Origin of the sequence: Enteractinococcus fodinae (assembly GCF_031458395.1) — a bacterium.
Taxonomy (GTDB): Bacteria; Actinomycetota; Actinomycetes; order Actinomycetales; family Micrococcaceae; genus Yaniella; species Yaniella fodinae.
The window spans coordinates 1,389,524-1,409,239 of the sequence record NZ_JAVDYJ010000001.1; the positions used below are offsets into that span (position 1 = coordinate 1,389,524).

18 protein-coding genes and 4 tRNA genes are annotated in these 19,716 nt (G+C 57.4%); 15 read left to right on the plus strand and 7 right to left on the minus strand.

The features are described 5' to 3' along the window. Positions 1–2: 2 nt before the first annotated feature. From J2S62_RS06540 to J2S62_RS06560, 5 genes are all read left to right on the plus strand, one after another. Positions 3–3,530, plus strand: coding sequence for a DNA polymerase III subunit alpha (locus tag J2S62_RS06540; protein ID WP_310172787.1), 3,528 nt, complete (start codon positions 3–5; stop codon positions 3,528–3,530). Between the two features lie 10 nt (positions 3,531–3,540). After that, a complete protein-coding gene (locus J2S62_RS06545) occupies positions 3,541–4,224 on the plus strand; it encodes an AMIN-like domain-containing (lipo)protein (RefSeq protein ID WP_310172788.1) in 684 nt (227 codons plus the stop codon). A 108-nt stretch (positions 4,225–4,332) separates the two neighbouring features. Continuing rightward, a complete protein-coding gene (thrS, locus tag J2S62_RS06550; protein ID WP_310172790.1) occupies positions 4,333–6,345 on the plus strand; it encodes a threonine--tRNA ligase in 2,013 nt (670 codons plus the stop codon). A 6-nt stretch (positions 6,346–6,351) separates the two neighbouring features. Continuing rightward, complete coding sequence (locus tag J2S62_RS06555) at positions 6,352–6,960, plus strand: HIT family protein (RefSeq protein ID WP_310172794.1); 609 nt, start codon at positions 6,352–6,354, stop codon at positions 6,958–6,960. Between the two features lie 64 nt (positions 6,961–7,024). Then, a complete protein-coding gene (locus tag J2S62_RS06560; RefSeq protein ID WP_310172797.1) occupies positions 7,025–7,729 on the plus strand; it encodes a GOLPH3/VPS74 family protein in 705 nt (234 codons plus the stop codon). Between the two features lie 254 nt (positions 7,730–7,983). On the opposite strand, the gene J2S62_RS06565 is transcribed toward J2S62_RS06560, so the two are convergent. Beyond that, positions 7,984–8,424: a SufE family protein gene (locus J2S62_RS06565; protein WP_310172800.1), complete on the minus strand. Its 441-nt coding sequence runs from the start codon at positions 8,422–8,424 to the stop codon at positions 7,984–7,986. Positions 8,425–8,535: 111 nt separating this feature from the next. Continuing rightward, on the minus strand, positions 8,536–9,429 hold the full coding sequence (locus J2S62_RS06570; RefSeq protein ID WP_310172802.1) for a sulfurtransferase: 894 nt from the start codon (positions 9,427–9,429) through the stop codon (positions 8,536–8,538). Positions 9,430–9,654: 225 nt separating this feature from the next. On the opposite strand from J2S62_RS06570, the gene zapE reads away from it, so the two are divergent. Continuing rightward, positions 9,655–10,722, plus strand: coding sequence for a cell division protein ZapE (gene zapE / locus J2S62_RS06575; protein WP_310172804.1), 1,068 nt, complete (start codon positions 9,655–9,657; stop codon positions 10,720–10,722). 254 nt (positions 10,723–10,976) lie between these two features. Here zapE and J2S62_RS06580 read toward each other — a convergent pair. The 4 genes from J2S62_RS06580 to J2S62_RS06595 form a co-directional block, all read right to left on the minus strand. Then, positions 10,977–11,050 (minus strand) — tRNA-Gly (locus J2S62_RS06580). 23 nt (positions 11,051–11,073) lie between these two features. After that, a tRNA-Val gene (locus tag J2S62_RS06585) sits at positions 11,074–11,147 on the minus strand. Positions 11,148–11,226: 79 nt separating this feature from the next. Next, positions 11,227–11,297, minus strand: a tRNA-Cys gene (locus J2S62_RS06590). A 14-nt stretch (positions 11,298–11,311) separates the two neighbouring features. Continuing rightward, positions 11,312–11,385: transfer RNA gene (locus tag J2S62_RS06595), tRNA-Gly, on the minus strand. 160 nt (positions 11,386–11,545) lie between these two features. Here J2S62_RS06595 and J2S62_RS06600 point away from each other — a divergent pair. From J2S62_RS06600 to hisF, 9 genes are all read left to right on the plus strand, one after another. Then, positions 11,546–12,403 (plus strand): cytochrome, encoded by an 858-nt coding sequence (locus J2S62_RS06600; RefSeq protein WP_310172807.1) that lies wholly within the window; start codon positions 11,546–11,548, stop codon positions 12,401–12,403. A gap of 24 nt (positions 12,404–12,427) precedes the next feature. Continuing rightward, positions 12,428–13,027, plus strand: coding sequence for a peptide deformylase (def, locus tag J2S62_RS06605; RefSeq protein WP_310172809.1), 600 nt, complete (start codon positions 12,428–12,430; stop codon positions 13,025–13,027). After that, positions 13,024–14,007, plus strand: a complete 984-nt coding sequence (fmt, locus tag J2S62_RS06610) for a methionyl-tRNA formyltransferase (protein WP_310172811.1) — start codon at positions 13,024–13,026, stop codon at positions 14,005–14,007. Before def ends, fmt begins: the two co-directional genes overlap by 4 nt. 10 nt (positions 14,008–14,017) lie before the next feature. Then, entirely contained in the window at positions 14,018–15,535 is a 1,518-nt protein-coding gene (locus J2S62_RS06615) for an RsmB/NOP family class I SAM-dependent RNA methyltransferase (RefSeq protein WP_310172813.1), read from the plus strand. Positions 15,536–15,579: 44 nt separating this feature from the next. Further along, a complete protein-coding gene (gene rpe / locus J2S62_RS06620) occupies positions 15,580–16,236 on the plus strand; it encodes a ribulose-phosphate 3-epimerase (protein ID WP_310175759.1) in 657 nt (218 codons plus the stop codon). Between the two features lie 15 nt (positions 16,237–16,251). Further along, entirely contained in the window at positions 16,252–16,980 is a 729-nt protein-coding gene (gene pnuC / locus J2S62_RS06625; RefSeq protein WP_310172814.1) for a nicotinamide riboside transporter PnuC, read from the plus strand. Positions 16,981–17,041: 61 nt separating this feature from the next. Continuing rightward, on the plus strand, positions 17,042–17,305 hold the full coding sequence (locus J2S62_RS06630) for a phosphoribosyl-ATP diphosphatase (RefSeq protein WP_310172817.1): 264 nt from the start codon (positions 17,042–17,044) through the stop codon (positions 17,303–17,305). Positions 17,306–17,325: 20 nt separating this feature from the next. Next, positions 17,326–18,177 carry an ATP phosphoribosyltransferase gene (gene hisG / locus J2S62_RS06635; RefSeq protein ID WP_310172820.1) on the plus strand — a complete coding sequence of 284 codons (852 nt, stop codon included), beginning with the start codon at positions 17,326–17,328 and terminating at the stop codon, positions 18,175–18,177. A 21-nt stretch (positions 18,178–18,198) separates the two neighbouring features. Continuing rightward, positions 18,199–18,966, plus strand: a complete 768-nt coding sequence (hisF, locus tag J2S62_RS06640) for an imidazole glycerol phosphate synthase subunit HisF (protein WP_310172822.1) — start codon at positions 18,199–18,201, stop codon at positions 18,964–18,966. A gap of 11 nt (positions 18,967–18,977) precedes the next feature. On the opposite strand, the gene J2S62_RS06645 is transcribed toward hisF, so the two are convergent. Next, the gene (locus J2S62_RS06645; protein ID WP_310172826.1) at positions 18,978–19,655 is read right to left on the minus strand and encodes a maleylpyruvate isomerase family mycothiol-dependent enzyme; all 678 of its coding nucleotides are present in this window, start codon (positions 19,653–19,655) and stop codon (positions 18,978–18,980) included. Positions 19,656–19,716: the final 61 nt, after the last annotated feature.

Genomic DNA, 19,716 nt, shown 5'->3' on the forward strand with positions numbered 1-19,716 from the left:
TCATGGCACCTGGTTTTGCCCATCTCAACGTCACCACCGCATATTCTGCCCACTTCGGGGTGTCTTGGCCCGAAGAGCTGGTAGCTGTTGCGGCAGCCGATGGCGCCCAGATTATGGGCTGCACAGATCGCGACGGACTCTACGGGATGGCCAAACACCTCAAAGCCTGCGTGGCCCATAATATTGCTCCGGTGGTGGGGGTGAACCTTGCGGTGATGTGGGACCCGTCCAGCACTGCAGATGGTCAACCCCTACCAGCCGGCAGGGTCACGATCTTGGCAGCCAATGCGGCCCAGGCCGGGTACGGCCAAGCTCAAAATCTTGGAGCCGGGTACCAGGCCCTGGTGCGATTGATCTCACTGGCGCACACGCAACTCGGGGCCGACCAAACGCCCTATATCTATGTCTCGCAGTTAGCTCGCGCCGCTGGGCCTGAGGCAGTGCTGAAGGTGCTGGTAGGTCCCGGTTCGGACGTCGGGGCGCTAATGGTCCAGCGCAAATACACCGCGGGGCGTACCCGCTTGAGGTTATGGAAGAGGGCCCTGCCAGCTCGGGCACTGTACACGGAAATCGTGTCCCACTTGTCCCTGCCGTCAAAGCGCCTGTCCACCGCACAAGCTGTGCGGATGTTGCGCGCCAGCACCGACCTTGACCTGCCAGCTGTTTTGACCAACGCCGTCCGGTACGCGACCCCGGACGGCGCCGCCACCGCCGATGTGGTGGATGCCGCCCGAGCGCTGTCCAGTCTCGATACCCTGACCGATATGCAGCCCAATGGTCAAGGCTGGCTTAAATCTGCCCACGACATGCATGCTCTCGCCAAGGAGATCGTCTATGAAGCAGGTTTCGGTGCTGCGGCGGTTCACCAACTACTCGAGACGACCCAACGGTTAGCCGAGACCTGCGCGCTGGATCCGGCCCAAGATCTCGGCTGGGGACAGCCGCGAGTCCCAGAATTTGATGTCATCGGTATCGACGGTGAGCCAAATACTGTGCTCTCGCAACGCGCCCGAGCAGGGCTGGCCCACAGGTTCCGACACTTAGATCCCGCAGGGGCCCCATATGATCGAGTACTTGACCGGCTCGACCACGAACTCAAGATTATTGAAAACCTGGGCTTTTCCAGTTACTTCCTCACCGTTGCCGAAGTGGTTTCCATGATCGAAGACCGTCAGGTGAGAGTCTCTGCTCGAGGTTCCGGTGCGTCCTCCCTAGTGAACTACGCGTTACGAATTTCCCACGTCGACCCGATCGAACACGACCTGATCTTTGAACGGTTCTTATCGCAAGACCGATCCACGCTGCCCGATATCGACATTGATGTGGAATCCGCTCGCAGACACGAAATCTATCATGCGATCTTTGACCGGTTCGGTCAGGAACGCACCACGCTGATGAGCATGCAAAACGGGTACCGCGTGCGCGGTGCGGTCCGTGATGCAGGCCGAGCGCTTGGTCTAGAGCGCGAGCAGGTAGATCACCTGGCCAAAAAATTGTGGCGCTTCTCCGCTTCCGACTTCCGCCAAGCTCTCGAGCATATGCCAGAACTGCAAAACTTTGCGGCCCAAGTGCAAAACAGCCGCAAATCGGGCAATCAACAACTTGATTTGCTCGTGGATCTGACAGAACGACTCGACCGGTTACCCCGACATATTTCGATGCATCCTTGCGGGGTCATTCTCGGAGATGCCACCTTGCTGGACCGGACCCCGGTAGAAGCCTCCGGGATGGGATTGCCTATGAGCCAGTTTGATAAACACGACATGGACCCGATGGGCATGCTCAAACTCGATGTGCTTGGGGTACGCATGCAGTCCACCATCGCCTATGCGATCGAAGAAATTCAGCGCACCACCGGAGAACACATCGACCTTGAAACAGTGCCCCATGATGACCCGGCCACCTACGAGATGATCAAAACCACCCATACCCTGGGCTGTTTCCAAATTGAGTCGCCTGGCCAGCGTGAGCTCATTGGCAAACTCGAACCCGAATCCATCACCGACCTGATCATCGATATCTCACTGTTTCGACCCGGGCCCATGAAATCCGATATGGTCCGCCCTTTCTTGGATTACCGCCACCAATTAGCCCCGGCCCACTACCCACACCCGCGACTGAAACCCATCCTGGAAGAAACTCACGGGGTGACGGTTTTCCATGAACAACTGCTGAGAACCTTTGATGCCATGACCGGTTGCGGGCTGGCCGCAGCTGATGAATTTCGCCGCCGCCTCGGCTCTGATGAACAACCTGAGGTTGAAGCTTATTTCCGAGCCAAAGCCATGGAACGTGGCTGGGATATCGACGTCATCGACGAGGTGTGGGAGACCCTCGCGGCGTTTGGCTCATTCGGGTTTTGCAAAGCCCATGGCGCGGCCTTTGCCATCCCCACCTTCGAATCTGCCTGGTTGAAAACCCACTATCCAGCAGCGTTTATGGCCGCGGTCCTAGAACACGACCCCGGCATGTATCCGCAGCGACTGATGGTAGCTGAAGCCCGCCGGATGGGTATCGAGATCTTGCCGGTCGATATCAATCGCTCCACCACGCAGATGCGATTAGAACCGCTTCCACATCCCCACCCGTCTGGCCATCGGTGGGGGATTCGGCTGGCCCTGACCACCGTGTTGGGGCTGACCCACAAAGAAATGCAACGCATCGAACGGGCCCAACCCTTTGACAGTTTGGCAGATATCCGGGACCGAGCTCGGTTGAGTAAAAAGAGCCTTGAACACCTCGCCCAACTTGGCGCACTCGATTGCTTGCTACCGGCCACCGGCATCAGCCGTACCGATCTGGTCCATCACTTAGAATTCTTACACTCACCGACCAGACGGGACCGCACCGGCCGCAGTCTGCGTCTCGGACGCCCACAAATCGAAGGACAACAAGCCCTCCCGTTGGGCGACACCGAACTCGAAACACTGCCGGCACTGTTTCCTGAACCAACAGCAGAACAACGAATCCGCACTGAGCTGGATCTGACCGCTATCGATGCCACCGGGCATCTGATGCAGTCCCATAAACCTTATCTGGATGCGCTGGGCACCACGCCGGCAGATCAGCTCTTGAAGCTGCGAAACCATACCCGTGTGATGGTTGCCGGTGTGCGCGTAGCAACCCAGACCCCACCGATGCGCTCGGGGAATCGGGTGGTATTTATTTCCATTGATGATGGCACCGGGGTGGTTGACACCTCCTTTTTTGCTCAAGCCCAACACGCCACCGGCGACATCCTGTTCTCCGCACGATTAATGCTCATTGAAGGCACCACCAGACGCACCGGAACCCGCGGTATCACCCTGCAGGCCATCCGCGCCTGGGATATGCACGATCCAGCCTCATTGCCTGACCCTGACTACTGGGATACACAACGGAGCCACTGGGCGCAATGGCTTGCGAAATCACCGGAACAACCAGCCCCACCGGTTGTCCACCAAAGCCAGTTGCGACAGCGGGCCCTAGCTCCTGACGTGGACGCTTCAGTACGTTATCGTGGGGTGCACAAACCGTATGCCACCAGATAAAAGGATCGCGATGGCCACGCACCGAACACCGCCAAGGATAGTAGCGATACTTTGTGCAGCTGGACTATGGTTCACCGGCTGCGGCACTGAAGACCAGACATCACCGCAGCCTTCACCTTCGCCCACCACACCTGAACAGGCCTCGCCTAGTGACTCGCCCACGACCGGCTCACCAACCGCGACCCCGGATGAGCCCACCGACGAACAGAGTCCAGAAACCACGCTTGCCCCCGTCGGTGAGTTCTCTACCGAAAACCAGCACTCCTCCGGGTGGCCAGAATATGGCGAGACTTCCAACATCTATCCCACAGCCGTCCGGACTGCAGTACACGACGGGTTTGAACGTATCGTCATTGAACACGCCGGCACCGGCCAGCCCAGCTTCTTCACGCAATACACAGCTGAGCCACGAGAGCCGGGCATTGGCACGCTCGTTGATACCGGTTCTGGTGCGTACTTGGAAGTCACCCTGTCGGGCACCACGGACCCGCTCGATTTGCCACCGGACATGCTGGAACATGGCGCCCATCTCGAAGATCTCGACACCCAGGCCACTGAAGCGGTGGTGAGTTTCGCGCCGTGGGAAGCCACTAGTACCTACTATCTGGGGTTAGATCAGCAACGTCCCTATGCCGTCTCGGTGTTGGAATCGCCCGTGCGGGTTGTGATTGATATTCAACTGGAAGACCAGTGAGCTCATGAACCTGCAAAGCGGTCTGCAAAAAGATAGACTGGCGGATGGCTTGTCGGTGGTCCAGTATGCCACCGGATTTTTGAGCCTAACCCAAGGAGGAAGTGGCACGTGGCCGAACCACAAGAAATCACCATTACCGTAGACGACCAAACCATGCAGGTCGCTGAAGGTACCACCGGTACCGAATTATTCGGTGCGGAAAAAACTACGGTAGTTATGAAGGTCAACGGGACCCTGCAGGACCTGTTCCGTGCCATTCCCGACGGAGCCACAGTTGAGCGCGTGGACATCACCGACCAAGAAGGTCTGGAAGTGTTGCGCCACTCGACCGCTCACGTTCTGGCGCAAGCGGTCCAAGAGCTGTATCCAGACGCCAAGTTGGGCATTGGGCCATATATCGAAGATGGTTTCTACTACGACTTTGATGTCGACGAACCCTTCACCCCCGAGGATCTCAAACAGATCCAAAAGCGCATGATGCGCATCGTCAAAGCAGGTCAAACGTTCGATCGTCGCGCCGTAGACGAAGCCAAGGCCCGTGAAGAACTCGCAAATGAGCCATATAAGCTGCAGCTGCTAGACCGTCAGCACGATGAAGAAGCCGCTGCGGAAGGTGCCTCCGTAGAGATCGGTGCAGGGGACATCACCATCTACGACAACCTGGACCGTAAAGGTGAAGTCGTGTGGTACGACCTCTGCCGCGGCCCCCATATTCCGTCCACCAAGCTGATCGCCAACGGTTTTTCGCTGACTCGTGCCGCCGGGGCCTACTGGCTAGGTTCAGAAAACAACCCGCAGCTTCAGCGGATCTACGGCACCGCATGGGCATCGAAAGAAGATTTGGTGGCCTACCAGGAACGCATTGCCGAAGCAGAACGTCGCGACCACCGCAAAATTGGTGCCGAAATGGACCTGTTCTCGTTCCCGGACGAGCTGGGTTCGGGGCTGCCGGTTTTCCACCCCAAGGGTGGGATCCTGCGCAAGGAAATGGAAGACTACTCACGCCAGCGCCACGAGGAAGCTGGCTATGAGTTCGTCTACACCCCGCATATCACCAAACAAAACTTATATGAGACCTCCGGGCACCTCGAATGGTACGCCGAGGGCATGTTCCCGCCCATGCACGTCGACGAAGTGCGCGACGAAGACACTGGGGAAGTCACCCGTGCCGGGGCAGATTACTACCTGAAACCCATGAACTGCCCGATGCACAACTTGATCTTTGCTTCACGAGGCCGTTCTTACCGTGAGCTGCCACTGCGTTTATTCGAATTCGGTTCGGTCTACCGGTACGAGAAATCCGGGGTAATCCACGGGCTGACTCGAGTGCGCGGCATGACCCAAGATGATGCTCACATCTACTGCACCGAAGACCAGATGAAAGACGAGCTGACCACCACGTTGAACTTCGTGCTGGACTTGCTCAAAGATTACGGGTTGGATGATTTCTACCTCGAGCTGTCTTCCAAGGACCCAGAAAAATACGTGGGCAGTGACGAGGTCTGGGATAATGCCACGCAGGTATTGGCCGAAGTCGCAACCGAATCCGGTCTCGAACTGGTGGATGATCCGGGTGGTGCGGCCTTCTATGGTCCGAAGATCTCTGTTCAGGCACGCGACGCGCTAGGGCGCACCTGGCAGATGTCGACCATTCAGCTGGACTTCAACCTTCCGGAACGTTTTGATCTGGAATACCAGGCTGCCGACGGCACCCGCCAGCGCCCAGTCATGATCCACCGTGCCTTGTTTGGCTCAATTGAACGCTTCATGGGGGTGCTCACCGAGCACTACGCTGGCGCATTTCCCGCTTGGCTCGCCCCAGAACAAGTCATTGCCATCCCCGTGGCAGATGCCTTCAACGACTACCTGTTCGATATCGTCGACAAGCTCAAAGCCCGCGGTATTCGTGCCCGCGTGGACAGCTCCAGCGATCGGTTCCCGAAAAAGATTCGCACCGCAGCAAAACATAAGGCACCGTTTGTGCTCATTGCCGGTGGGGAAGACGCCGAAGCGAATGCCGTCTCGTTCCGGTATCGTGACGGCTCCCAGGACAATGGCGTGCCGGTGGATGACGCCATCGAGCGTATCGTCGCCGCAGTCGAGCAGCGTCAGCAGGTGTAACACTCCATGGCAGACCGCAGTACAGATCACGATGCAGAATCCACCGATGATTTTGTATTAGCTGGGACGCCGGATGCTTTTGAACGGTTATGGACGCCGCATCGGTTGGCTTACGTGTCCAAGGGACAAAGTCAGGTCACCGATGAGGCGTCCTGCCCATTTTGTGCCGCACCGCAACGTGATGATGAAGCGTCTCTTATCGTGACCCGCGGTAAAACGTGTTACGTGGTGATGAACCTCTATCCGTATAACCCGGGTCATCTCTTGGTGTGCCCATACCGTCACGTACCCGACTACACTGACCTCACGGTCGAAGAAACAGCCGAATTCGCGGAGTTATCCCAGATCGGGATGCAGGTGTTACGCACCGTGTCCCGGGCAGCCGGCTTCAACCTTGGGATGAATCAGGGCAAAGTCGGCGGAGCTGGCATCGCTGAGCATTTGCATCAACATATTGTCCCGCGTTGGGGCGGCGACGGGAACTTCCTTCCCATCATCGCGCAAACAAAAAATGTCACGGGCACTATCGGTGATATGCGCTCGATTATCGCCGAAGCGTGGCAGGCCGAAGCGCAACAATTCCGTGAAAAGCAAGCAGCACAACACAAAGAATAGTCGTCTTCGCCACGGAGTATGGCCAGTCCTACACAACGGCCTCAAAAACCGCGACAATGGACGTATGATGTCTTCACCTGGAGAAGCCCAACCGCGGCCGTTGAACCTGGCAGAATATTATCTGCTGAGCTGTCTGGATGATGGAGGCAAGCTCCAAGCTCCGCTACGTACCGTTCGTATCGGATTAGCCGGTGCGGTCCTCACGGACTTGGCACGACGCGGCTGTCTGTATGTCACCCGGGATGTGGTGATGGTCAATTCCCACCACGAAGCAGAGCTCGAACAGCCATTACATACCGTCCTCCAGATTATGAAAGACGCTCCCGAGAACCAAGACGCCGAGCAGTGGATCAACCGGTTCTCGCGTCCGGCACTCATGGACGCGGTGGTGAGGATGCTGGAGTTTCGTGAAGAAATCACGGTGGTCAAAAAGAAGTTTTTGGGGATGTTTCCACGCACCAGGATGGTCCCCAACGAGTCCTATGGACGGATGGACATGTATGTCAGGCTCCGAGCCACCCTGCTTGGACGAGATACCGCCCTGGATGCGACCACCTGGCCATTAGTACAACTGCTGTATTCCACAGATGTGCTGCCCAGTATCTTTCCAGGCCTGCAGAATAGAGAAGTGAAAGCCCGGTTAGCTGAGTTCCATGCAGAAGCCGAACACGAAGAACCAGCCATTTCCGAAGCACTACAGGCCATGGAGAACGCCATCGCAGAGGCTTTAACTGCTACCCGAGGGCAGGCCACGGGAATGCGAGGTTAGACGTTCGCGACGAATATTTGCCATCCGCACGGTGCGCGCACCTAAAGTTATGCTCAGTCGTGTGAAGTCTACTTTGTCGGCCACCGCCACGAGCGCATTAGCCACTCGCTGAGGATCGACGGCTAGTTTTTCGACGGCTTCGTGGCCATAACGAGCGGTCGTGTTGCCATGGTCGTATTCATAGACCCGGTGCCACATGTTGGAAGTTACTAGCGCAGCGATTGCCGGGGTGGCACGAGTTTGCCGGACCGAGCTTATGACAAATGCGTGGTGATATTCCGCTTAATACGACCTAAGAGCGCGCTCATACCTCGAAGGCGCAGCGGTGTCAGCGCGTTGGTCAGCCCGAGCCTATTCGGGATATCGTCCGGAACTGTCAGGATCTCTGAGGCACGCTGACCTGATAGTCCCTCAATGAGGACGCCAGCAAAGCCGCGAGTTGTAGGGGCTTCAGGCGGAGCCGAGATAATCAGTGTGACGATCGGATCTTCTTCGTCGGAGTATTCCACAGCCAAAAATAGCGGTGTCTGACATTCGGTGACCTGTTCCATCTCATCTTCGTGACCGGCATAGCGTTCCGGTGGTTCTGGAAGATTATCGGAGAACTCCAACAGCAGTTCGAGACGGTCGGATTCGGGCAGGTCTTGGAAGTCAGCGATGAGTTCGTCAAGAACCTCAATGGTTTGCGCAGGCATAGGATCCTTTCTACGGCAATGATCCACCGTTCATTCTAACGCCCGCGGGGGTTAAAATATTTCGCCGGTGCCAGGATCACTCCCAGCACCGGCGAAATAGGTCAACGAGTCTTAGCTTGGCGCTTGGCCGGGCTCTGCACCAACCACAATCGGTACGCCGACGCTGTTGCCCCACTCAGTCCAGGAGCCGTCGTAGTTTCGTACGGAGTCATATCCGAGCAAGTAACGCAACACAAACCAGGTGTGCGCTGAGCGCTCACCAATTCGGCAGTACGCAATGACCTGATCGGTTTGGCCCAGGTTTGCATCCTCCGCGTAGACCTTGGTCAGCTCTTCGCGGGATTTGAAGGTGCCATCCTCATTGGCCGCGGTTGCCCATGGCACCGATTCGGCGGTCGGGATGTGGCCACCACGCAGGGTGCCTTCTTGTGGGTAGCCCGCCATGTGCGTGGTTTCCCCGGTATATTCGGCGGCGGAACGGACATCAATCAGTGGCAGTTTGCCGATGCTGTCTAATACCTGTGCTTTGTTGGCACGTTCGGTTGAGTCATCGCGTTCGACAACCGGGTAGTCACCTTCAGTGACATCTGGGACCTCGCGAGTGATTTCGCGGCCTTCCGCAATCCACTTGTCTCGGCCACCATTCATCAGGCGGACATCTTCGTGCCCGTAGAGTGTAAAGACCCACAGCGCATAGGCAGCCCACCAGTTTGACTTATCACCGTAGAAAATAACTGTCGTGTCGCGGCTGATGCCCTTTGAGGCAGCCATTTTGGCAAAGCCCTCCGGTCCGATGAAATCACGGGTGACGGGATCGTTCAGCTCGGTGTGCCAGTCAATTTTGATGGCCCCGGGAATGTGCCCGGTCGAATAGAGCAGAGTATCTTCATTCGACTCTAGAACAACGACGTTGGGATGGTCCTTGTGTTCCGCTACCCAAGCTGTTGAGACGAGTTTTTCTGGGTGCGCGTAGTCGGATTGTTCCACCGGAACTGAGGTAGTCATGAAGCGAGAGGCCCTTTCGTTGTGAGTTGCCATCGGCATGTGACACGTATACAAATTAAGGATACAAGCCTGTGTGTTAATTACGACGGCCCGCGTCACACTACTACTTCTACGGGCGCTTTCGAAGTAACAGTGCCGCGGCAGGTGGGCTGCGTTTTAGGATGGAGAGGTTGAGCACCCATTCGGTGCTTGACGTTAGACCGAACTCAATGGATTGGATACAACGTGGCAGAAATCGTAGCTCTATCGGAGCGGAACCCGCAGGTTTCCTCCGAAGAACTCCTGGCGGGCTTCCACCCGTCATACCGCTTCGGTGAAGTTTCTTTCGACACGTATATCCCTGATCCCGCGCATCCCTCACAGGCCGGTGCAGTGGATCGGCTACGAGAATTTGCATCCACGATGACACCGGCAAAAAAGTCGGGTGGTTTCTTCTCAAAATTCAAGCGCAAACCGAAAAATGCTGGGAAGAATGGCAACGGCCAGCCCAACGGTATCTATCTGGACGGTGGGTTTGGGGTGGGTAAAACCCACCTGTTGGCGTCTTTATGGCACGCAGCGCCAGGTCGCAAAGCGTTTGGTACGTTCGTGGAGTACACCAACCTTGTCGGAGCGCTGAGTTTCACAACAACCGTAGAAGTGCTCAAAGAATACACGTTGGTGTGCATTGACGAATTCGAACTCGATGACCCAGGCGATACTGTGCTCATGTCGCGTTTGATGCGCGAGCTCTCCGATGCTGGCGTAAAGCTCGCCGCGACCTCGAATACGTTGCCCGGCGCGCTGGGGGAGGGGCGCTTTGCTGCCCAAGACTTCAAACGGGAAATCCAAGTGCTTTCCGATCAGTTCGAGACCGTACGCATCGATGGTGAAGATTACCGTCACCGCGGGCTCGAGCGTGCCCCTGAACCGGTAGCTGTCGGCAAGGAACTGGAGACGGCTAAGGCGAACTTCCCTGACGACGAAGTGTTTGCCTTCGATGACTGGGGTGCTCTGACGAAGAACCTGTCCCGGGTGCACCCTTCGCGCTACCGTGAAATGGTCAAAGATGTCGATGTCCTCGTGCTCAGTAATGTCTCCACGATCACCGAGCAGGCCATGGCCCTGCGCTTTGTCGTATTAGCCGACCGGCTATATGACAAAGACGTGCCGGTTATAGCTTCGGGGGCTCCTTTCGAGGAGCTGTTCACCGAAGACATGATGGCCGGCGGTTACATGAAAAAATACTTCCGAACTGTGTCTCGAATGACCGCCCTGGCACGCGAAGGGCATCTTGGAGAAAAAGCCCTCTAATACAGCGGAACCACAGTCCTCGTCGGTACCATCCCAGGCATAAAGGTCAGCGCGCAGGACTGAGAGCTGTCCTGGGGACCGGTGGGCTTTATCTGGTTCGGGAATGCCTCTGTGGAGGATCGGCGCAGCAATATTGCTGGCGTTCTGTGATCTCGAACATGATATCAAACACCCAGAAAGCTTCGTTCGCGTGAGAGTCACATAACGCAAATGAGGCTTTGGTGAATTTCACCAAAGCCTCATAGCAGCAACAGAGCGGATGACGGGATTCGAACCCGCGACCCCCACCTTGGCAAGGTGGTGCTCTAGCCAGCTGAGCTACATCCGCGTGAATTACTCAATGTAATCCTGTGCGCGATACTGGACTCGAACCAGTGACCTCTTCCGTGTCGGGGAAGCGCGCTAACCAACTGCGCCAATCGCGCTTGTGTTCCACATAGTGAAACCCAAGTTCTTGCAGATACCTACGATAGCATCTTTGCTGCCATCTCGGAAATCCGATCGAGGTGGGGACGGGAATCGAACCCGCGTACGCGGCTTTGCAGGCCGCTGCCTCACCACTCGGCCACCCCACCCTGAGGGTGTTGCGAGCGGATGACGGGATTCGAACCCGCGACCCCCACCTTGGCAAGGTGGTGCTCTAGCCAGCTGAGCTACATCCGCAGAACACTAGCGAAAAACTGTTTTGTGTTTGTTCACCGTGTGTCCAACAGATAAGAACTATACCCAATAAAATTTCGAAAGCGCAAATCAGCCTCTCGATCGTTTTTCGTGTCGGACTGAAACACTTACCGTGTCCTTCGAATGGACCATAATAGGAACTATGACTCAACCACAGCTCGCGCATCAAACAGATGCCGGACGAATGTATTCTCGCTCGCTGACGGGACTGCCTGAAGTCCCATCAATCACCACCGTCATCGGGCTGCAAGCACTCGATCTCACCGGCTGGGCAAGCCACATGGCTACCTCGACGCTCATTGCCGACGCCCGGCTGTCGGAGGCTGTGGGTTCACCGGCAAAACTCAAAACGTTAGCCCGCCAGTGCAATGACGCCGCAGAACGTTTCCGCGACGAAGCCGCAGCGCGCGGGGATCGAGTTCATAACTACGCAGAGCAGGTCGCACTGCGTGCATTGGGTGAGCCGCACACCATGGCTGAAGCACGCGAGATCCTGGCCCAACACAACGAAGTAGCCTTTGCTGATCGTTTCGATGAGTGGTGGCAGAATTTTCAGGTTAAACCGCTCGCTGCGGAAATCACCGTGTGGAATCACACAGTCGGGTACGCCGGGACACTCGATCTGGTCGCAGAGATTGGCGGCCGGACGTGTCTGATCGATTTCAAAACCCGCGGCACGGACCGGTCTGGCAGAGTGAAGCCTCTCAATGACAATGTCGTGATGCAGCTGGCCGCCGGATATAAAGCCGAAGAATCGCTTGTCGACCCCGCAGCGGGTACCTGGGAGTCGTGGGCATATGGCCAAGATGCGATGCTGCTGGGTGTGGCCATCGGCGAAACCGAGGTCGTGGCCTACCAGGCGAATCCCCAGACGTTGCCGCAATACTGGCAGAAATTTTGGGCGTTGCGTCAGGTCTGGCAATATCAGCAGGCCGTCAACGTGGCGCCAAAGCCGTTGCAGCCGCTGGGACCGCCTGTGGTGGCCCCGCACCAATCCTGAAGCGAGCTTGGGTAGTCTTATTCCGTGAGTATCTTAACAATCCGGACTGTTCCCGACCCTGTGCTGCGCAGCAAAACCACGCTGGTCGACTCCAGTCGGTATGGTTCAACGGGCCTGCGTCGACTCATCGACTCTATGCACGAAACCATGGACGCGGTTGAAGGGGTCGGCCTTGCGGCGCCCCAAGTGGGGATGAGTCACGCGCTATTTGTCTTCAACCTCGAGAACCGGCAGGGTCATGTGATCAACCCGGTCATCCAGACGTGGGGACCGCCACAACACGAACCCAAAGAAGGTTGCCTGTCAGTGCCGGAGCTGTACTACACGCCACCGCGGGCGCAATACGCCAAGGTTCACGGTGTGAACTTCGAAGGTAGGCCCGTCGCGTACGAAGGTGAAGGTCTGTTTGCCCGGATGCTTCAACACGAAGTAGACCATCTGGAAGGGTTGTTGTTTGTCGACCGCCTCGAAGACGCCGAATTCCGCCAGGCCCGTCGGGCAATGGCCTCACGATCTTTCGTAGAAGCCACCAAGCGAGTCAACGTTGCACGCTCGGCCGAAATTAGCTCCATTTTTGGAACCGGCCCATCCGATCGTCAAGCCCCGAGCAAAGGTCGTTCATGAGAGTTCTTTTCGCTGGGACACCCGCCCCTGCAGTCCCGTCATTGGAAGCACTAATTGAGGGCGGGCACCAGGTAGTTGGGGTAGTGACCCGAACGGATGCCAAAGTCGGACGCAAACGCGTTTTGACCCCGTCACCTGTTGCAGCCCGCGCCGCAGAACTGGGCTTACCCGTGATCAAAACCGATCGGCTCACCGGACCAGAAGGCCAACAAGCCGTCGAAGAGATCGCTGCTTTGCAACCTGATCTTGGTGCCGTCGTTGCCTATGGTGGTCTGCTGCCTCAAGAGGTGCTCGATATGTTGCCCAACGGGTGGGTAAATCTGCATTTCTCGTTGTTACCCGCCTACCGGGGTGCTGCTCCGGTCCAGTGGGCCATTATCAACCAAGAACCTCGCACCGGTGCTGCGGTTTTCCAACTCGAAGCCGGTTTAGATACCGGACCGGTGTTCTCGACCCTGACCCGAGACCTTGCACCGGATGAAACCGCAGGCGAGGTGTTAGCGGATCTGGCACATCAAGGCGCAACCCTGCTAACCGATACCCTGAGGGAAATTCAGTCCGGCACGGCACAAGCCATCCCTCAAGACGGCGAGCCTAGTTGGGCTCCGAAACTTACCAGCAGACAGGTCAAGATCGATCCGGCACAGCCAGCAGATGCGGTACGCGGACTGATCAATGGGGCGTCTCCCGCTCCGGGCGCCTGGGGCATGCTTGAGGTCGGCGGCACGCAAGCCGCCCGGTTTAAAGTCGGCCGTGCCCGACCGGTCTCCGATGCGGTGGAAACCACGAAACAGCCCGGTGAATTCGTGCTCGAATCCAATCGAGTCCTGTTGGTATGTCAAGATGGTGTCATTGAACTCACCGAGGTGCAGCCATCCGGCAAGAAGATGATGGCCGCTACTGACTGGGCTCGCGGCGTGGAAGATACTGTTCGGATGCATACGTCCGCGACAAACCCGGATGAGTTCCCTCAGCATTAAGGACGAAGGTTTGGCAGACGAAGATTCGACTCAACAGCGCCGCAACACCAAAGGCCGGCAACGTAACCGCGGCCGGTCTGGGCGGCCACGCCAGTACTCGGCGAAAGCCCCCTCCCAGCGGCAGCGCGCGACCGATCCGGCGCGTTTAACCGCTTTTCAGATTTTACAGGCCGTTACGCACGAAGACGCCTACGCCAACCTAGTACTTCCCACCCGTATTCGCCGCAACAAACTGGATCGACAAGACGCCGGGTTCGCAACGGAACTCACTTATGGCACCCTCCGATCTCTCGGCACATACGACGCGATTTTGGCACGGTGTGTCGATCGCTCCCTGAAAAAACTCGATCGGCCCGTGTTGGATGCGTTACGGCTTGGTACCCATCAGCTGCTGAACATGCGCGTACCCGCACACGCCGCGTTGGATACCACGGTCGCGCTAGTCCGTGACCAGATCGGTACCGGCCCATCCGGGTTCGTCAATGCGGTCTTACGTAAGGTCAGCCAGCGCACGCTGGAAGAATGGCTTGAGGAGTTGGCACCAGGAGACTCCGACCAGGATTTGGCGATCCGTTATGCCCATCCACCATGGATCCTGCGGGCGGTCAAACAATCCCTGGTGACCAACGGCCGCAACGTAGAGGATTTCCGCTCGGTGTTGGAAGCCAATAACAGTGCGCCAGAACTCAACCTCATCGCCCTGCCTGGCATCGGTGACCTTGAGCCCGTCCTAGAATACGGCGCCGAAGCGTCCCCGCTAGCTCCAGATGCCGCGGTCTATTCCGGCGGAGATGCCGGCCGGATCCCCGGGGTCGCAGACGGCACGGTGCGCGTGCAAGATATCGGCTCGCAACTCACAGCCAGGGCGCTGGTTGGCGCCCGGGACGTTACCGCAGGTGAAGCCTGGTTAGACATGGCCGCCGGACCCGGTGGCAAGGCTGCGGTACTAGCCGCTCTAGCCCAAGCCCACGGCGCCACGTTACAAGCCAATGATGTCTCCGAGCACCGCACTAAACTCGTGACACAAGCGTTACGCGTTGTCAACGAGGATGTTTGGACCACGAGTGTGGCAGACGGTACCGCCTTGGCTGCGGATCCGGCCAACGCGCAACGATTCGACCGCATCTTATTGGACGCACCATGTACGGGTCTGGGAGCGCTGCGTCGTCGTCCCGAATCGCGGTGGCGGCGAACTCCCCAGGACCTGGCCACCCTGACCCAGCTGCAATCTCAATTGCTCGACGCGGCACTTGCCATGCTCAAGCCTGGCGGCTTGTTGGCTTATGTGACCTGTTCGCCACATATCGCCGAGACCACCCTGCAGGTCAATGATTTACTCAAACGCCAGCCTGACGTCACGCTGTTGGACTCTGCCTCGGCGCTACAACAGGTCGCTCACCAGGATGACGATGGTTCGGTATTAGCTCGCGAGTCCATTACCGCTGGCGACACCGATGCCAATACCGCCCAACTGTGGCCTGATCTGCATCGCACCGATGCCATGTTCTTCGCGCTTCTAACCCGCTAAACCACCACCTTGAGACACCCCCGAGGAGCTCGCCTGTGACCGGCATGCACATCCACCCGTCAATCCTTTCTGCAGATTTCGCCCGCCTAGCCGAAGAGATCGCCCGCGTCGACAACTCTGATGCGATCCATGTCGATGTCATGGATAACCATTTCGTTCCCAACCTGACCATGGGTGTTCCCGTTGTCAAAGCCATCCGCGCCGCCACCGAAAAGCCACTGGATATTCACCTGATGATCGAAGACGCCGACCGGTGGGCACCCGACTACGCAGATCTGGGTGCCGAATCGGTGACCTTCCACGTCGAAGCGTCAGGGGCCCCAATTCGGCTGGCACGTGAGCTACGAGCCCGAGGCTCCAAAGCGGCCATGGCGCTGAAACCAGCTACCCCGATTGAGCCATACATGGATATGCTCACCGAACTGGACATGGTGTTGTTGATGACCGTGGAACCAGGATTTGGCGGCCAATCCTTCCTCGACGTCGTCCTGCCGAAAATACGCCGGGCACGTCAAGCTATCGAAGATGCTGGAGTGCCCATCGCGTTACAGGTCGACGGGGGAGTGGCCCCCGATACGATCGAACGCGCCGCCGAAGCCGGCGCGAACGTCTTCGTCGCTGGCTCAGCCGTCTATTCCGCAGACGATCCAGCTCAAGCCATTGACGATTTGCGTGCTCTGGCACGTGACGCGCAAAGCTAACCGAGGGAGAACACCATGCAGTGGCTTCTTGACCTGTTCAATTGGACCATCCCGGTTGCTGGCGGTGGGCTACTCATGCGAGAAGTCTTCGGCAATGTCTTCGGTCTGGCATCTGCGCTGGGTGGGATGCGCCGCAAAGTCTGGGCGTGGCCGGTTGGCATCATTGGCAACGTCACACTGCTGACCGTCTTTCTTGGCAGTCTGTTTGGCGGAGCCGATACCGCAAACCTCCTAGGCCAGGCCGGTCGCCAGATCATGTTTATCGCCGTGTCGATCTATGGCTGGCGCCAATGGAGACAGGCCAAAACCCAACGATCAACCTCCGGTCAGGAAACAGCCATTGTGCCTCAGTGGGCCTCCTGGACGGTCCGGATCCGGTTAGTCGTGATCCTCATCGGCGGGACCATCCTGCTCACCCCGCTGTTCCGTGTCTTGGGTTCCTTTGAACCGGTCTGGGCAGATGCCTGGACTTTCGTCGGGTCATTGTTGGCAACCTACGGCATGGCCAAAGGCTGGGTCGAATTCTGGCTTATCTGGGTGGCCGTGGATATCGTCGGCGTGCCACTGCTCTTTTCTGCCGGCTACTATGCCTCAGCGTTTATGTATTTGTTTTACGGGGTCTTTACGCTGGTCGGCTTTTTCGTCTGGGCACGGGCCCGTAACCGCGAAAAACCAGCCGTGGAAACCCTGATGCCGGATCCGACAATCCAAGAAGTATCTGAGACCGGACAGAAAGCGACATAAAAATTCGTCATTTAGTGCGCCCTTGTCAACGCAAGCACACAGAAACCACTACGCTAGTACTGTGAAAACCTTCGAAGAACTCTTTGCCGAACTGACTGAAAAAGCGCGCACGCGCCCGGAAGGCTCCGGGACGGTCCACCAACTCGACGCAGGGGTGCATGCGATCGGCAAGAAAGTCGTCGAAGAAGCTGCCGAAGTCTGGATGGCGGCACGTTATGAAACCAATGACGAAACAGCAGAGGAAATTTCCCAACTGCTCTACCACCTCCAAGTCATGATGCTGGCAAAAGGTATCTCCTTGGACGACGTCTACAAACACCTTTAACGAGGAGAATCGAAGGCATAATGTTGCGCATTGCTGTGCCCAACAAGGGCTCGTTGTCTGATGCGGCTCGTGAGACACTCATCGAAGCTGGCTACCGGCAACGTCGAGATTCCAAAGAACTGGTGCTCGTAGACCCGGATAACAGTGTCGAATTTTTCTATCTGCGACCTCGAGACATCGCCATCTACGTCGCCAAAGGCTCCCTGGATGCCGGGCTGACCGGTCGCGATCTCTTCCTAGACGCCCAAGTCGGCGATGCAGCCGAAGAGTTGATGGCGCTGGGCTTTGCTCGCTCCACCTTCCACTTTGCCGCACCGGCCGGTGTTTACTCCTCGGTAGAGGAGTTAGCGGGCAAACGCATTGCGACCTCGTACGACGGATTGCTGTCAGATTATCTGCAGGATTCCGAGATTGCGACCGATCGCATCGTGCACCTGGACGGAGCCGTGGAATCCTCGGTTAAACTCGGGGTGGCAGATGCCATCGCGGATGTGGTCGAAACGGGTTCCACGCTCAAAGCGGCCGGGATGGAAATTTTGGGTGAACCCATTTTGCGTTCCGAGGCCGTCCTCATTGGTCAAACCGGTAAACACCCGCAGGGTTTGGATAAACTTATCCAGCGGCTGCACGGCGTGCTCGTCGCCCGCGAGTACGTCATGGTTGATTACGACGTGCCGCGCGAACACATGGACGCCGCCCTGAAAGTCACCCCCGGTCTGGAATCGCCAACGATCTCTCCGCTGGCCGACGATAACTGGGTGGCAGTGCGCTCCATGGCCAAGAAAAAGGACATGAACCGCATTATGGACGAGCTCTACGAAATGGGTGCCAAAGCCATTCTGGCCTCAGCAATTCACGCCATTCGCCTATAACAATCAACCGCGAGGAATATTATGAGCACTGCAATTCGCGTCATCCCATGCCTGGATGTCAATAACGGCCGCGTCGTCAAAGGCGTCAACTTCGAAAACCTGCGTGACGCCGGGGACCCAGTGGAACTCGCTCATCGTTATAACGCCGCCGGTGCCGACGAACTCACTTTCCTCGACGTCACTGCGACCACCGAAAATCGTGACACCACCTACGATTTGGTCAACCGCACCGCCAAACAGGCCTTCATTCCTTTGACGGTCGGTGGTGGGATTCGCAGCGTGGACCACGTAGAGAACTTGTTGCGCAACGGTGCCGACAAAGTATCTGTTAGCTCCGCTGCCGTCACGAACCCAGAGCTCATCAATGACATCGCCCGTCGTTGGGGAGCCCAAGTCCTCGTGTTGTCGCTGGATGCCCGCTCCAATGCACAGATGCCATCCGGTTATGAAGTGATGATCAAGGGCGGTCAAGAAGGCACCGGAAAAGACGCTATCGAATGGGTCCAAGAAGCAGAAGAACGCGGTGTCGGGGAAATCTTGATCAACTCGATCGATGCTGATGGTACCCGCGACGGGTTTGATCTGGAAATGATCCGCGCAATCCGCCAGGCTGTCGGCGTACCACTGATTGCCTCCGGCGGAGCGGGGGAGCCGGCTCATTTCCCGCCCGCCATCGAAGCCGGTGCCAACGCTGTGCTGGCCGCGTCACTGTTCCACTACGGCCCAGATGACATGATTGCGCAAGTCAAAGACGCCATCGAAGCCGCCGGATACCCGGTCCGTCGCTAACCGGGTACCGACTACGGTCGGTCAATGAGTACTAAGGCGTGGTCTGGCCGGCCGAGTGCGTGTAACACCAGCTCGCCGGCCGGGCCCGTCACAAATGTTTGATCCGTCCCGCGTTTCGCCACGATACGTTCACCATTCGTTCGAATGAGCACATACCCGGTTTTTGCATTGGCATAGTATCTTCGGGCATGCTCGCGCAGCTGCTCAAACAGCGCATCAGCATACTCATCGGTCAGCTTGCGCGGCGCCCAGCGGGCCTGTGCACGGCGAATATCTTCGGTGTGCACAAAAAAATGTAACAGCATGCTTTCAGTCTCTTGGCGACGCTGGGTCACGCTACGACGCAATCGGGACAACAACGATTGACGCGGAGCTGCAGGGGGCTCTTCGGGCCCGTCGGCGATATTTCGGACGAGATTATAAAAAGCTTTGCGTGACGAGGACTCTTCGCCCAGCTGCTGGATGGCGGTATTGCGGGCTGCAGCACCGTTGCCAAGCTCGCGTTCAGTGACTCGATGCGGGTTTTCACGCAAATAAACTGCAGCTGCCAAATGCTGAGTCTGCCATTGCTCCACGAGCGTCGGCTCATTCGGTCCCGCAGCGTACAGCGCCGCTACCAGAGCAGCGCGCGATGCGGCAACGAAGTCATCGCCGTCGTAATTCATGGAGCCCGCAGATATGTTTGTCACATATGTGAAATTATCACGTGTTGATCAGTGGCAACAGGAGACAAGCCGCTCTAGACTGGAT